We start from the raw sequence: 15,344 nt of genomic DNA, 5'->3' as shown, positions 1-15,344 counted from the left end.
GTTTATTTCAATGCGTAAAAGTGTCGTTCTATTTTTATTCCTAATTGTACAATTTGTAAGTGCCCAACCAGATTCTTTGTATTTCAAACCGGCAATAAATCCAAATGTGCCTGTTTGGTCAAATACCAATACAGCAGGATTAGATATTAACGAGGTAGCATTTGTTAATTGGAATTCAGGTGGTAGTAACTCTATCTCTGCGTTAATTGGTCTTAACAGTGTTTTGCGTTATCAATACCGAAATTTTATTTGGGATAGTAATTTACTAGCGCGTTACGGACTTAATAAGCAAGAGGAACAGGAGTTTAGAAAAACTGATGATTTACTAGAAATTAGCTCTAGTTTAGGTTTTAGAAAGAATAAATTAACCAATTGGTATTATTCCGCCCGATTTAGTTTTAGAACACAGTTTGCCAACGGTTATAACTATCCAAACACATCAAATGAGATTTCGAAATTTATGGCTCCTGGATATTTGTTTTTAGGTGGTGGTATTGAATACGGTAAGAATATAGATAAATTTTCTATGTATTTTTCACCGCTAACATTAAAAACAACTTTTGTTTTTGATGAAGCCTTATCCGATGCTGGTTCCTTTGGTGTTATGCCAGCTGAATATGATGCCAATGGAAATTTAATTCGTTCTGGTGAACGCGTCAGGAAAGAATTAGGAATCTTATTAACTAGTGCTTATGAAACTCAATTATTTGAAAATATTGCTATTCGTAATTTTATGAGTTTCTACACTGATTATATTAATGACTTTGGTAATGTAGATATTGATTGGGAGATTGTTTTCGATTTTAAAGTAAACAATTTCGTTCGTGCTACCTTGGGTTCGCATTTAAAGTATGATAACGATGTTAAAATTCAAGAAGAAGTTACGAATCCCGAAATGGAAGAAACAGAGTTTATAGAATTAGGAGCTCGTGTTCAATGGAAACAGTTGTTAGGCGTTGGCGTTGTTTATGAGTTTTAAAAAAAAATAATTATTTGTTAACTTTTTTATGTTGATAAATAATTTAATTATTGATAATCAGATAGTTGCTATTTTTTCTTGTAAACTTTGTGATTTTTATCATGAATTAAGTTTAAAATTTTTACGTTATTTACAATTCGTAAAAAGCAATAAAATTTTAAATTATATAATTCATGCCAACACAAACCAAACCCCTCACAAAACCTAAAACATACACACAAGATGAAGCTTTTGAAGCTTCTGTAAAATATTTTAAAGGAGATGATCTTGCAGCTCGCGTATGGATCAATAAATATGCTTTAAAAGATTCGCAAGGAAATATATATGAGTTAACGCCAAATGATATGCATAGGCGTATTGCTAAAGAAATTGCTCGTGTTGAAGCGCGCTACCCAAACCCAATGTCGGAGGAGGAGGTTTTCGACTTAATAAAAGACTTCAAATATATTGTACCACAAGGGAGTCCTATGGCTGGAATAGGCAACCCTTACCAAACAGGATCTTTGTCTAATTGCTTTGTAATAGGTAATGATGGCGTATCAGATTCTTATGGCGGTATTATGAAAATAGATCAAGAACAAGTACAGTTAATGAAACGTCGTGGAGGTGTTGGTCACGATTTATCACATATTCGTCCTAAAGGGTCGCCTGTAAAAAATTCAGCTTTAACATCAACTGGTATTGTGCCTTTTATGGAGCGTTACTCTAACTCAACAAGAGAGGTTGCTCAAGATGGTCGTAGAGGTGCTTTAATGCTATCTGTTTCTATAAACCATCCAGATTCAGAGGATTTTATCGATGCCAAATTAGAACAAGGAAAAGTTACTGGTGCCAATGTTTCTGTTCGTATTGACGATGCCTTTATGAAAGCTGTTAAAACAAATGACGAATACACACAGAGTTATCCAATTTTTAGTAAACAACCAAAAGTTTCTAAAAGGATTGATGCTAATGGTATTTGGAAAAAGATAGTTCACAATGCTTGGAAATCTGCGGAGCCAGGAATTTTATTTTGGGATACTATTATTAATGAATCTGTTCCAGATTGTTATGCCGATTTAGGGTATAGAACTGTATCAACAAATCCATGTGGTGAAATTCCATTATGTCCTTATGACTCTTGCCGACTTTTGGCAATCAACTTATTATCTTATGTTGAAAATCCATTTTCCAAACAAGCTTCTTTTAATTTTGAATTGTTTAAAAAGCACGTGGTAGTTGCCCAGAGAATCATGGATGATGTTATTGATTTAGAATTAGAAAAAATCGATGCTATTTTAGAAAAAATTGATGCCGATCCAGAGCAAGCTGAAATTAAAGCAACAGAGCGCAATTTATGGGTTAACATTCAGAAAAAAGCTGAAGAAGGTAGACGAACAGGAATTGGCATTACGGCTGAAGGTGATATGTTAGCAGCTTTAGGAATTCAATATGGTAGTGAAGCTGGAAATGCTTTTTCAGTTGAGGTGCATAAAACCTTGGCTATTGAAACTTATCGCGCCTCTGTAATGGCAGCTAAAGAGCGTGGTGCTTTTGCTATTTTTGATTCAGAGCGCGAAAAAAACAATCCGTTTATTTTACGCTTAAAAGAAGCTGATGAAAAATTATACTTCGAAATGTTAGAATACGGTCGTCGTAACATTGCGTTACTTACTATTGCTCCAACAGGAACAACGAGTTTAATGACGCAAACCTCATCAGGAATTGAGCCTGTTTTTATGCCAGTTTACAAACGCAGACGTAAAGTAAACCCAAATGATAAACACGTACGGGTTGATTTTGTTGATGAGGTAGGGGATTCATGGGAGGAATATGTCGTGTTTCATCACAGATTCAAGCAATGGATGGACGTAAATGGTATAGATTCTGATAAAAACTTTTCGCAAGAAGAATTGGACGTGCTGATAAAAAAATCTCCGTATTATAAGGCAACTTCTAATGATGTAGATTGGTTAAGCAAAGTTACCATGCAAGGTGCAGTGCAAAAGTGGGTGGATCATTCTATAAGTGTAACTATTAATTTACCAAATGATGCCACTGAAGAATTGGTGGGTGACTTATACCTGAAAGCATGGGAAGTTGGTTGTAAAGGAGTAACCGTTTATCGAGATGGTTCGCGTTCTGGTGTACTTATTTCAAATGATGATAAAAAAGAAGACGGTCAGGCAGAAACCTTAACAAATTTTCCTGTAAAACGTCCTGAAATTTTAGAGGCTGATGTAGTACGTTTTCAAAATAAAAAAGAAAAATGGATTGCTTTTATAGGTTTAATTGATGGTAAGCCTTATGAGATATTCACCGGTTTAGCAGATGATGAGGATGGTATTTTAATTCCACGATGGGTAGAAAATGGAGTTATAATTAAAAATAGAAATCAAGACGGAACGTCTCGTTACGATTTTCAGTATGAAAACAAACGTGGTTATAAAACCACAATTGAAGGATTATCACATAAATTTAATCCAGAATATTGGAACTATGCTAAACTAATTTCTAGTACGTTACGCCATGGTATGCCAATTGATAATATTGTGGAATTAATAAACAGTTTGCAATTAGATTCAGAATCTATAAATACATGGAAAAATGGTGTTGGTCGTGCTTTAAAGCGTTATGTAGCTGATGGAACAAAAGCAAAAGGACACACATGTACAAATTGTAAATCGGAAAACTTAATTTATCAAGAAGGTTGCTTAACTTGTAAAGACTGTGGCTCTTCAAAATGTGGGTAACACTAAAAATTTTTAAAATTAAAAAACGCTATTTCTAAAGGGATAGCGTTTTTTTTATATAATTATTTTCATGTGTATCATCAGTTCAAGTGAGTTTTAAGTTCTATAAGAACATGGCTTTAGTATCGAGAACAGGTTGTTTTTTTTGTGTTCGATATAATTTTCTGGTTAAAACCATTCGAACAAGCGTTCCAATACTAGTATAAAACCATGCAGTTTAAAATTCAGATTTGCTTAAATACTTATAATCTTCCAACATGTTTACATGCGTTATTAATTTGGAGTGACCATCTTTTATCAAATATAAATTATCGCTGGTTTCAATTATATCATGATATAGATGATCGGTAATAATGATTATTTTTTGTTGTTTTTCTTCAGAAATGATGCTTTTTATTTTTTCAATATACAAAGGTGCAATGTGTGAAAACGGTTCGTCTAACAGCACAATGTCTGTCGGACTTTTTAATAATATATAGGTTTCTACAATCCGTCGTTCGCCTCCTGAAAGCTGATAGAATTTAAAATCTTTATATTTAGAAAAAGAATCAAAATGTGTTGTAAATTCATTCCAATTTACCTGAAATAATTTAAAAGCTAGTTTTAAGTTGTTTGGAGTAATTGGTAATTGCGGTAAAAAATGAATGCGTTTGGTTTTATAAAGAGGCTTTAAAACAGGTTTGTTATTCAAACGGATGAGTTTGTATTTTGGTTTTAAGGTGCCAAAAATAATGTTTAAGATACAACTTTTACCACAGCCATTACTGCCTAATATTCCGGTAACCTTGCCAATCTCTGCTCTTAAATAAATGCCATTTAAAATGCGTTTCTCTTTAAAATACAGTTCAACATTATCCAATTCTAAAATCATATAAATACGCCAATCAACTTATAAAGAAGGCTGGTTATCAATATATCAATTATATAAATGATACCAAAAAGTTTAAATGATGAAATGCCTAAATTTTTATAAAATAGCAGTTTTCGTTTAGCAGTTGTTTCAGACAGAAAATACCATAAAAATCCAGTTAAAAATAATTTAGAAATACAGATAACAGGAAATTCAGAGCCAAGAGAAAGTAGTAAAATTGTAATGCCTACAGACCAGATTATATAGGGCTTGTAAAATAATAATATGGCTCCAAAACGGTGTATCATACTTTAAAAACGGAAAAGTTGATTAATTATTTTTAAACTCATTCACTTAACATATTCCAATTCATAAATTATCGTATTTTTGTGAAACAATTTAAGGAACTCCATGTTAGAAAAATTACAGATTATAAAGCAGCGTTTTGATGAGGTGAGTGATTTAATCATTCAGCCAGACATTATTACAGACCAGAAACGCTATGTGGCTTTAAATAAAGAATATAAAGATTTAAGATTATTAATGGATAAGCGCGAAGCCTATTTAGAGCTTACCAATAATTTAAAAGAAGCGGAAGAAATACTAGATGATGGGAGTGATCCTGAAATGGTAGATATGGCAAAAATGCAATATGAAGAAGCCAAAGAAGGGATTCCAAAATTAGAGGATGAAATTAAATTTATGTTAATTCCAAAAGACCCACAAGACTCTAAAAATGCGGTTGTAGAACTACGTGCTGGAACAGGTGGTGATGAAGCCAGTATTTTTGCAGGCGATTTGTTCCGTATGTATTCTAAATATTGTGAGAGTAAAGGTTGGAAGGTAGATACGGTAGATTATAGCGAAGGTACTAATGGAGGCTTTAAAGAAATTCAGTTTGAGGTTACGGGTGATGATGTATATGGAACGCTAAAATTTGAAGCTGGTGTTCACCGTGTGCAGCGTGTTCCGCAAACAGAAACACAAGGTCGTGTACACACTAGTGCTGCAACGGTAATGGTGTTTCCTGAAGCTGAAGAATTTGATGTAGAAATTAATCCAAAGGATGTCCGAATCGATTTTTTCTGTTCATCAGGTCCAGGTGGTCAGTCGGTAAATACAACCTATTCAGCTGTGCGTTTAACGCATATTCCAACAGGGTTAGTAGCTCAATGTCAAGACCAGAAATCGCAGCATAAAAACAAGGAAAAAGCTTTCAAAGTATTGCGTTCTCGTTTGTACGATATGGAATTAGCCAAGAAAATGGAAGAAGATGCAGCCTTAAGAGGTACTATGGTAACATCGGGTGATAGAAGTGCTAAAATTAGAACGTACAACTATCCACAAGGTCGTGTAACCGATCATAGAATTGGATTAACGCTTTACGATTTATCCAATATTGTAAATGGTGATATTCAAAAAATTATTGATGAATTAATGCTAGCTGAAAATACCCAGAAGTTAAAAGCTAGTGATGAACATATTTAAATTTAAAGCCTCTATTTTTGAGGCTTTTTTATGAAGTGCTAATTTAAACTAAACGAAAAATGCCATTTCCAATTGACGAAAAATATATAATTGAAACTGAATCTGAATTGCAAGTGAAATTTCCGACTGAATTTAAAAAACGGATGATGGAATTGAATGGTGGAGAATTAGTGTCGAAAAAATTGGAATTTGAACTTTTCCCCTTTTTTGATAAGTCTGACAAAAAAAGAATAAGTCGAACATGTAATCATATTGGACTTGAAACCAAAAATGCACAGAAATGGAATGGCTTTCCAGAAAATGCAATAGCAATTGGTTCAGATGGCTTTGGTAATTTACTTGTATTAACCCACAACGGAAATGGAATTCTGACTGATGAACTTTATTTTTGGAATCATGAAATAGGTCAAATAAAAAAAATAGCAGAATCAATTAATAAGCTTGACATAAAGAAATCTAATTCTAATAATGGATATGATTTATTATGGAATAAGATTAAATCAAGATTTAATTCATAAGTCAAACACAAAGTAAAATAATTTAGACTGTTTTAGTTTAATACTAAAATAAAGAAGCAAAAAATCACAAAACAGTTTCCTCTTCTGGAGGATTAAGAAACCAGATGACAACACAACAACTAACAGAACAAATTCAAAAAAAACAATCCTTTTTATGTATTGGATTGGATGTAGATTTAAATAAAATCCCACAACATTTACTGCAGGAGGAAGATCCTATTTTTGCGTTTAATAAAGCTATCATTGATGCCACTCATCAGGTTTGTGTAGCTTACAAACCCAACACGGCTTTCTATGAGGCCTATGGTATGAAAGGTTGGCAAGCACTTGAAAAAACCATTAATTATTTAAACGAAAAGCATCCAGATATTTTTACCATTGCAGATGCAAAACGTGGTGATATTGGGAATACAAGTAGCATGTATGCCAAAGCTTTTTTCGAGGATTTAGCCTTTGATAGTGTTACCGTGGCACCTTATATGGGTAAAGATTCAGTGGAACCGTTTTTGGCTTTCAAAAACAAACACACCATATTATTAGCTCTAACCTCTAATCAAGGAGCATTTGATTTTCAAACAAAACTGGTTGATGATAAGGAGTTGTACAAACAGGTTTTAGAAACCTCAAAATCATGGGAAAACTCTAAAAACCTCATGTATGTGGTTGGTGCAACTAAAGCAGAATATTTTGCAGAGATTCGGAAAATTATTCCAAACAGCTTTTTACTTGTTCCTGGTGTTGGAGCACAAGGTGGAAATTTACAGGATGTTTGTAAATACGGATTGGCGGATAATGTGGGCTTACTGATTAATTCATCTCGTGGCATTATTTATGCCTCCAACCAATCCGATTTTGCCGAAGCTGCTGCCCAAAAAGCACAGAACCTGCAATTAGAAATGGCAAGTATTTTAAAACATGCAGATTAAAGATCAACTTCAACGAGTTATTAAGCTGAACCGTACTCCACAACGTATTGTCTGTCTCGTTCCAAGTATTACTGAATTAATTTGCGATTTAGGTTTGGAGCCATTGCTCGTTGGTGTAACTAAATTTTGCGTGCATCCGCAACATATCATAACTAACGTTGTGGTTGTAGGTGGAACTAAACAGGTGCATTATGATAAAATTCGAAATTTAAATCCAGATATTATTCTATGTAATAAAGAAGAAAACACGCCCGAAATGATTCGCGAGTTGGAAGCTATTACAACGGTTCACATTAGTGATGTAAATACCATTGAAGATTGTTTGGAATTAATGGATATGTATGGCATTATTTTTCAATGTTCACCTCAAGCTAAAAGTCTTATTTCAAAAATATCATCTGCTAAAATAGATTTTGAAGACTTTATAAAAACACAACCTGTTAGGGAAGTGACTTATTTTATTTGGAAAGACCCTTGGATGGTTGTCGCAAATAACACCTTTATAAATTATATGTTATCGCTTAATAATTTCAAAAACACCTTTCAAAAGGAGTCGCGTTATCCTGAAATTGCTATGGATGGTATCTATTCAACTGTGGAGCTGGTATTATTATCTAGTGAACCATATCCTTTTAAAAATGAACATAAAAAAGCCATTCAACCACAATTTCCAAATGCCAAAATATTTTTGGTTAATGGCGAAATGTTTTCGTGGTATGGCAGCCGATTACTATTGGCTTTTGATTATTTTAAAACGTGGCATCGCACTGTTTTGCCTTCAGAATAATCTGTTTTATTTTTTGCGCCTCAAAGTATAACATGTCGCTTAAACTTGCATCGGTCATACTCACATTGTAAGCTTCTTCAATAAAATTTTTATATTTATTTTCAAGTTCTTTTAAGCCTAATATTTGTTTTAAATCGACTTTTACTTTTCCTATTTTGCAGAATTGTGCACTCATAATTACTTGTTTTAAAAAGATATACGTGAGTAACGTCTGTAAAAGATGTTGCTAAAAGTTAAAGTTAATTTAAAAATTAAGAGGATAGTGTTTTTTGTGAAGCTTCTCTATTTAAATACTTTAAGCGGTTTAATTTATTTAGAAGTTTAATAGCTTTAAATTCTGAAATATCACTCTGTGCAGAATCGGTTTGTCTTAAATTATAAGCTTGTTCTACAAGTTCTTTATAGCGAGATTGCAGCTTGATTTGGGCCTGCTTGAGTTTTGAGAGATTTTCCATTTTTTTGCCATATTGAAATTAAATATATTTAAAATATTGGAATACAGCAAATTAAAATTAAGAATTGTTAATAAAAAAATCGATCTGTTTCCAAACCGATTTTTTATACTAACTAACTCTATAATCCAAAGTGAAATTGGACGCGTGTACTAAAGATCAATACAAAGATACTTTAATGCTTAAAATAGCATGTTATGAGGTTGTTATCAAATAGTTAATCTTGCAAAGCAAATACTTTTCTTAATAAATCTGTTGTTCTAGAGTTTAATTGGGTTCGGATATCCTTTTCTTCAACAGCAATCATTGTATAAACACCTTTTAATGCTTCTTTGGTTACATAATCCGTTAAATCTGGATTGACATTGGAAGTAAATGGAATACTATTATAACGATTAATTAAGTTGGACCAAATATCATTAGCACCTACTTTTTTAAAGGAGTTATTAATAATAGGTTGAAATTCAGCATATAATTCCGATTCTGTTCTACCAGCTAGATAACGCGTTGCTGCATCATCAGCTCCTAATAAAATAGATTTGGCATCATTAAACGTAATCCCTTTTACAGCATTTATAAAAATAGGCGTTGCCGTTCCAACAGCATCTTCGGCTGCACGATTTAATACTTTTAAACCTTCATCTGCTAAACTTCCTAAACCAATATCACGTAATGCTTTATCTACTTTCTGTAATTCTTCTGGGAGGAGAATTTTTACTAGGTCATTTTTATAAAATCCATCTTGTTTCATAAGCGTTGTTACTTGCTTATCTATACCTTGGTCCAATGCTTGACGCAAGCCATTGGCAATATCGGTATTCGAAATACCTGGTGTGTTTTCCGGTAAATTATCCACTACTTGTTGGAGTTCCGCACAGGCAGTGATATTTAAAATTATTACAAGGGCAAATAAACGTTTTATCATAATTTTGTTTGATTCTATTTTCCACAAAGATAAATATTCAGGGCTCATATCATTTTAAAAGATATTTAAATTTAAAAAATCATGTCTTAACATATTCGCAACAAAATCCTGAAATTCAAGGTGGTTTTTGACAATCTTATTATAAAATGTATGATTTAGTGGCATCTCATGTATCATCTTTAAATTAATACAGTAATATTCCTTAAATTTGCAAAGCTTAAAAAACATGTTTATACCGAATGAAAAATATTACACCATACAGCCCAAAATATAAAGTACGAATCGTAACGGCAGCATCCCTTTTTGATGGCCATGATGCATCTATTAATATCATGCGTCGTATTATTCAAGCTACAGGCGTGGAAGTTATCCATCTTGGACATGATAGAAGTGTTGAAGAGGTTGTAAATACAGCAATTCAAGAAGATGCAAACGCTATATGTTTAACGTCTTATCAAGGAGGTCATAATGAGTATTTTAAATATATGTATGATTTATTGGCTGAAAAAGGCGCTAGCCATATTAAAATCTTCGGTGGAGGAGGTGGTGTTATTTTACCTTCAGAAATTAAGGAATTAATGGATTATGGTATTACCCGTATTTACTCGCCAGATGATGGTCGTGAAATGGGTTTACAAGGTATGATTAATGATTTGGTTCAGCAATCCGATTTTGCCATAGGTGATAAATTAAATAATGAAGTTGATGAATTAGCAAATAAAAACCCGAAAGCTATTGCGCGCATTATTTCTTCGGCTGAAAATTTTCCTGATGTTGCTAAAAGCACATTAGATAAGATTCACGAGAAAAATAAAAATTCCAAAACCCCAGTTTTGGGAATTACGGGAACGGGAGGTGCTGGTAAATCATCGTTAGTTGATGAATTAGTAAGACGGTTTTTAATCGATTTTCCTGAAAAAACGGTTGGTCTAGTTTCGGTAGATCCATCCAAGCGTAAAACAGGAGGTGCACTTTTAGGCGATAGAATTCGTATGAATGCTATAAATAACGCGCGCGTTTATATGCGTAGTTTGGCTACGCGTCAGTCTAATTTAGCATTGTCTAAATATGTACATGAAGCCGTTGAGGTTTTGAAAGCGGCGGAATATGATTTAATTATTTTAGAAACTTCCGGAATTGGACAATCCGATACCGAAATTATCGAGCATTCAGATGTTTCCTTATATGTAATGACGCCGGAATTTGGAGCAGCAACTCAATTAGAAAAAATTGACATGCTAGATTTTGCGGATTTAGTAGCCATTAATAAATTTGATAAACGTGGTTCTTTGGATGCGCTTCGCGATGTAAAAAAACAATATATGCGTAACAATCATTTGTGGGACACTCCACAGGATGCGTTGCCAGTTTATGGAACCATTGCATCACAGTTTAACGATCCAGGCATGAATACGCTTTATAAAGCTGTCATGGATAAATTGGTTGAAAAAGCGGATTCTGAATTAGAATCTACTTTCCATATTGCCGACGAAATGAGTGAGAAGATTTTTGTTATTCCGCCATCAAGAACGCGTTATTTATCAGAAATTGCTGAAAGTAATCGTGCTTATGATAAAACGGCTAATGAGCAAGTAGATGTTGCACAAAAATTATATGGGATTTATAAAACGATATGTTCGGTTGCTGACATTTCTACCGAAAGTGAGAAATCGCTTTTAAACAAGTTTGGTGTTAATCAAGAAGAGATTCTTCACGCTATTCAGAAGGATAAAGCCGACTTTGTTAAAATGCTTATAGCGGAATTCGACCGTGTTAAATTAAATTTAGACCCTTACAATTGGGAAATTATTACCGGTTGGGATGACAAAGTAAACAAATATAAAAATCCAATTTACTCTTTTAAAGTTCGCGATAAAGAAATAAAAATTGAAACCCACACCGAGTCCTTATCACATACGCAAATTCCTAAAGTGGCTTTACCAAAGTACCAAGCATGGGGTGATATTTTAAGATGGTGTTTACAAGAAAATGTACCTGGTGAATTTCCTTACACTTCTGGTTTATATCCTTTTAAACGTACAGGTGAAGATCCAGCACGTATGTTTGCGGGTGAAGGTGGACCAGAACGTACCAACAGACGTTTTCATTACGTAAGTGCAGGTTTACCAGCCAAGCGTTTGTCAACTGCTTTTGATAGTGTCACGCTTTACGGAAACGATCCAGATTTACGTCCAGATATTTATGGTAAAATTGGAAATGCTGGTGTATCTATTTGCTGTTTAGACGATGCCAAGAAACTCTATTCTGGTTTCGATTTAGCCAATGTGATGACTTCGGTTAGTATGACAATTAATGGTCCAGCACCCATGTTATTAGGGTTCTTTATGAATGCAGCCATCGATCAGCAATGTGAAATATATATTAAAGAAAACGGCCTTGAAAAAGAAGTAGAAGCTAAAATAGCCAAACTTTATAAAGGTAAGGAGCGTCCGCAATATTATGGCGATTTACCAGATGGTAACAACGGTTTAGGCCTCATGTTGTTAGGTGTAACAGGCGATCAAGTATTACCTGCAGATGTGTATGCAGACATTAAAAAGAACACCATTGCGCAAGTGCGAGGAACGGTTCAAGCAGATATTTTAAAGGAAGATCAAGCACAAAATACCTGTATTTTCTCTACCGAATTCGCTTTGCGATTAATGGGAGATGTTCAGGAATACTTTATTGAGAATAATGTGCGTAATTTTTATTCGGTTTCTATTTCTGGCTACCATATTGCTGAAGCAGGAGCCAACCCAATTACGCAATTGGCCCTGACTTTATCTAATGGTTTCACTTACGTGGAATATTATTTAAGTCGTGGTATGGACATCAATAAATTTGGTCCAAACTTATCCTTCTTTTTCTCTAATGGAATTGATCCAGAATATGCGGTTATAGGTCGTGTGGCCCGAAAAATATGGTCCAAAGCCATGAAAAACAAGTATGGTGCTAATGCTAGAGCGCAAATGCTGAAATATCATATCCAAACATCCGGACGAAGTTTACACGCGCAGGAAATTGATTTTAATGATATTAGAACCACGCTTCAAGCTTTGTATGCTATTTATGATAACTGTAATTCTTTACATACCAATGCCTATGATGAAGCCATTACCACACCAACAGAAGAATCGGTGCGTCGTGCTATGGCTATACAGTTAATTATTAATAAAGAATTAGGATTGGCCAAGAATGAAAATCCAATTCAAGGTTCGTTTATTATAGAAGAATTAACCGATTTAGTTGAAGAAGCTGTCTTGTTAGAATTTGATAGAATTACGGAGCGTGGTGGTGTTTTAGGCGCTATGGAAACCATGTACCAACGTAGTAAAATACAAGAAGAAAGCTTGTATTACGAAACCTTAAAGCATAACGGCGAATTCCCAATTATAGGTGTGAATACCTTTTTAAGTTCTAAAGGGTCTCCAACAGTTCAACCAGCGGAAGTTATTCGTGCCACCGAAACCGAAAAGCAAAATCAAATTACCACGTTGAAAAACTTGCATGCTGCCAAAGACACAACCGATTTATTAAAGGACCTTCAAAATAAGGCTATTCATAATGAGAATATTTTTGAAGCTTTAATGGATGTTTGTAAGGTGTGTAGTTTAGGTGAAATTACATCTGCTTTATTTGAAGTAGGCGGTCAGTATAGACGAAATATGTAAGCTAATTATCTATGTAATTATAAAAAAAAAGAGGATAACATTGGTTGTCCTCTTTTTTGTTGGAAAAACTAACATAGTGCGTTTATTTTTTGGACGGCTTCCTACTTGATGAGCTGTAATGTATCACGCTTACTTTCGTCTGTTCGTTTTTTTTGCTCCCAATACGGTTCGTTGATACTTTTTTTTAATTGCGCTTCCGTTATTAACCCATCACCATTATTTTCGGTCCACGCGAGAATTTTATACGGAAATTGTTTTTCAACATTAATCGTAACTGTTCTGTTATAATTCAGGTACTGAACGGTGTAGTTTGTTGTGGAATCTGTTTCGGTTTTGCTAATTTCGGCTTTGGTAGCTTCTAAATCTTTATGGTCAAAACGACTGTACAGTGTAGAGAAAATCATGTTGGTTTCTCCAAGAGGAAGTTGTCCTTTATGGATGCGAATTCGCGTCATCAATTCGTCTTCTAAAAGTGCAATAGGCATATCCTTTTCCGTATCTCCTTCTGCTTCAAAGTATGAGAATTCCTGAAAATGATAATTGCTTTCTTTCAGGTTGAGCTGTGTAAATGTATGTCCACACCATTCTTGGATACTAGTATTTAGTTTTAAAGTATATGGGTGTTTTTGTGAGTTTATAGGTGTAAATGTTGAGCTTACAATAGAGTAGTCGTAGATCCCTGTATTGAATTTTCTAATGTTATTAAGTTTCATAACTGATACCTTATCTGCACCAGCAGCATCGGGATTGTCAAGTTTTACCTGTTTGCTTAATGAGAATGGTTCAGTAACAAAGATAAGAACCACTTCGCCATCACGAATTTCACCATAACGAGATTGCTTTAAAGAATAACTGTTCAGTTCGGCTTTGCCTGTATACCAATACGCTTTAAACTCGTCGTCCATGGTTGCTGGGTTCCATTGTATTTCTGTCGGTAATGGCGTGTTGTTGGCCTTCTCATCCTGTTTACAAGCAAGCAATGAAAAGATGGCTAATACGCAGTATGTTTTTAATAGGTGTATCATTTCTTGAAAGGATTTATTTTATTGTTATGCACAGTACTTATTAGATTCTTGTGGCTTTATTCAGGACGAGTCAAACTTATAAACAACGGTCTCGGCTATGAGTAGTTGCGTGCAAATTAGCAATTAATTTTCGGTTGATCCACAAGCCAGATTTTTAAATTTTACTATTTATCTTTTTTATTGGAAATCGTCAAATTTAAAAATTTGGCGACTTTCCAAATACGCCTTAATTTCGGTTTAAGCAACTGATTAGAAATGAGCTATACACGTTTTTGTGGTGCGTTTTTTATTCATAATGCTATTCAATCGGCAGTATTTTGTTCAGCCAAGTAATTTCCTCAAGTGAATTTTTATTTTCAAAAAGTTCATTCATTAAATTTGTATCTGAAAAACATCCTAAACAATTATAGACAAGAATTGATGAAGATTTCCAAAATTTTATTTTTTCTAATTCTTTATCTTTCAATATGTAGTTTTTGTTTTGATTCAGCCGTTCTAATGTTAGGATAGCAAGAAATATTTCTCCACTATTTTTAGACTCCAATAAAGACGAAATTTCAGAATATTTTTTTTCTTTTATTAAATCAGTCATTTTATCAACAAGTGGTGTAGTTCCAGCAGAAACTCCGCACATAAAGCCAACAGTCAACTTTTCACGTTTTTCAGCTTGTCCGAAAATCAAAGTCGGAATCAAAAATAAAGCGGTTAATAAAAGTAATTTATTCTTATTCATTATTTTTTTTCAAATGCACCACAACAAGCATATATAACCACCTGTTCTAAATGTACTACTAAAATAACATTCTAAAAGTAGTAAACAAGCAGAATAATGGGGTAAATTCCATAAGCAGTTTATAAAGTGGCGCGTAGTTGTGTTTAAAATAAAAAATCTTTTTTTGCATCTTTTTTGAGTGATTCCCGTCTATTATATGAATTTAAAAATTAGATAGTATGAAAAATATAGAATGTACCTGTACCTGTAGTAATT

The 15,344-nt window shown here is 33.7% G+C and carries 13 protein-coding genes; 7 read left to right on the top strand and 6 right to left on the bottom strand.

Features of this window, described 5'->3' with window-relative positions:
* The first annotated feature begins 10 nt into the window (after positions 1–10).
* Both BM239_RS12060 and BM239_RS12055 read left to right on the top strand, forming a co-directional pair.
* Complete coding sequence (locus tag BM239_RS12060; protein WP_092209134.1) at positions 11–979, top strand: DUF3078 domain-containing protein; 969 nt, start codon at positions 11–13, stop codon at positions 977–979.
* Between the two features lie 173 nt (positions 980–1,152).
* A complete protein-coding gene (locus BM239_RS12055; RefSeq protein WP_092208956.1) occupies positions 1,153–3,711 on the top strand; it encodes an adenosylcobalamin-dependent ribonucleoside-diphosphate reductase in 2,559 nt (852 codons plus the stop codon).
* Positions 3,712–3,928: 217 nt separating this feature from the next.
* Here BM239_RS12055 and BM239_RS12050 read toward each other — a convergent pair whose 3' ends face one another.
* The gene (locus BM239_RS12050) at positions 3,929–4,582 is read right to left on the bottom strand and encodes an ATP-binding cassette domain-containing protein (protein WP_092208954.1); all 654 of its coding nucleotides are present in this window, start codon (positions 4,580–4,582) and stop codon (positions 3,929–3,931) included.
* Positions 4,583–4,972: 390 nt separating this feature from the next.
* On the opposite strand from BM239_RS12050, the gene prfA reads away from it, so the two are divergent.
* From prfA to BM239_RS12025, 4 genes are all read left to right on the top strand, one after another.
* Positions 4,973–6,049, top strand: a complete 1,077-nt coding sequence (gene prfA / locus BM239_RS12040; RefSeq protein ID WP_092208950.1) for a peptide chain release factor 1 — start codon at positions 4,973–4,975, stop codon at positions 6,047–6,049.
* Between the two features lie 59 nt (positions 6,050–6,108).
* The gene (locus BM239_RS12035; RefSeq protein WP_092208948.1) at positions 6,109–6,567 is read left to right on the top strand and encodes an SMI1/KNR4 family protein; all 459 of its coding nucleotides are present in this window, start codon (positions 6,109–6,111) and stop codon (positions 6,565–6,567) included.
* Between the two features lie 104 nt (positions 6,568–6,671).
* Positions 6,672–7,493: an orotidine-5'-phosphate decarboxylase gene (gene pyrF / locus BM239_RS12030; protein ID WP_092208946.1), complete on the top strand. Its 822-nt coding sequence runs from the start codon at positions 6,672–6,674 to the stop codon at positions 7,491–7,493.
* On the top strand, positions 7,483–8,280 hold the full coding sequence (locus BM239_RS12025) for an ABC transporter substrate-binding protein (protein WP_092208944.1): 798 nt from the start codon (positions 7,483–7,485) through the stop codon (positions 8,278–8,280). The genes pyrF and BM239_RS12025 overlap by 11 nt, the downstream gene beginning before the upstream one ends.
* Here BM239_RS12025 and BM239_RS12020 read toward each other — a convergent pair.
* The 3 genes from BM239_RS12020 to BM239_RS12010 all read right to left on the bottom strand — a co-directional run bounded on the left by BM239_RS12020 (position 8,243) and on the right by BM239_RS12010 (position 9,657).
* Positions 8,243–8,455, bottom strand: coding sequence for a Lacal_2735 family protein (locus BM239_RS12020; protein ID WP_092208942.1), 213 nt, complete (start codon positions 8,453–8,455; stop codon positions 8,243–8,245). The genes BM239_RS12025 and BM239_RS12020 overlap by 38 nt on opposite strands.
* 76 nt (positions 8,456–8,531) lie before the next feature.
* Complete coding sequence (locus BM239_RS12015) at positions 8,532–8,735, bottom strand: Lacal_2735 family protein (RefSeq protein ID WP_092208940.1); 204 nt, start codon at positions 8,733–8,735, stop codon at positions 8,532–8,534.
* Between the two features lie 214 nt (positions 8,736–8,949).
* Positions 8,950–9,657, bottom strand: coding sequence for a DUF4197 domain-containing protein (locus tag BM239_RS12010; RefSeq protein ID WP_092209132.1), 708 nt, complete (start codon positions 9,655–9,657; stop codon positions 8,950–8,952).
* 239 nt (positions 9,658–9,896) lie between these two features.
* Between BM239_RS12010 and BM239_RS12005 the strand changes: the two genes are divergently transcribed.
* Positions 9,897–13,331 carry a methylmalonyl-CoA mutase family protein gene (locus BM239_RS12005; RefSeq protein ID WP_092208938.1) on the top strand — a complete coding sequence of 1,145 codons (3,435 nt, stop codon included), beginning with the start codon at positions 9,897–9,899 and terminating at the stop codon, positions 13,329–13,331.
* Positions 13,332–13,432: 101 nt separating this feature from the next.
* On the opposite strand, the gene BM239_RS12000 is transcribed toward BM239_RS12005, so the two are convergent.
* On the bottom strand, positions 13,433–14,356 hold the full coding sequence (locus tag BM239_RS12000; protein ID WP_143094922.1) for a hypothetical protein: 924 nt from the start codon (positions 14,354–14,356) through the stop codon (positions 13,433–13,435).
* 298 nt (positions 14,357–14,654) lie between these two features.
* Positions 14,655–15,089, bottom strand: a complete 435-nt coding sequence (locus tag BM239_RS11995; RefSeq protein ID WP_092208934.1) for a hypothetical protein — start codon at positions 15,087–15,089, stop codon at positions 14,655–14,657.
* Positions 15,090–15,344: the final 255 nt, after the last annotated feature.

This window comes from Algorimicrobium echini, assembly GCF_900115185.1.
In the GTDB taxonomy this organism is placed as follows: domain Bacteria; phylum Bacteroidota; class Bacteroidia; order Flavobacteriales; family Flavobacteriaceae; genus Algorimicrobium; species Algorimicrobium echini.
Note: the sequence above shows the minus strand (reverse complement) of the source record. Positions and strands in the feature narration are given on the sequence as shown.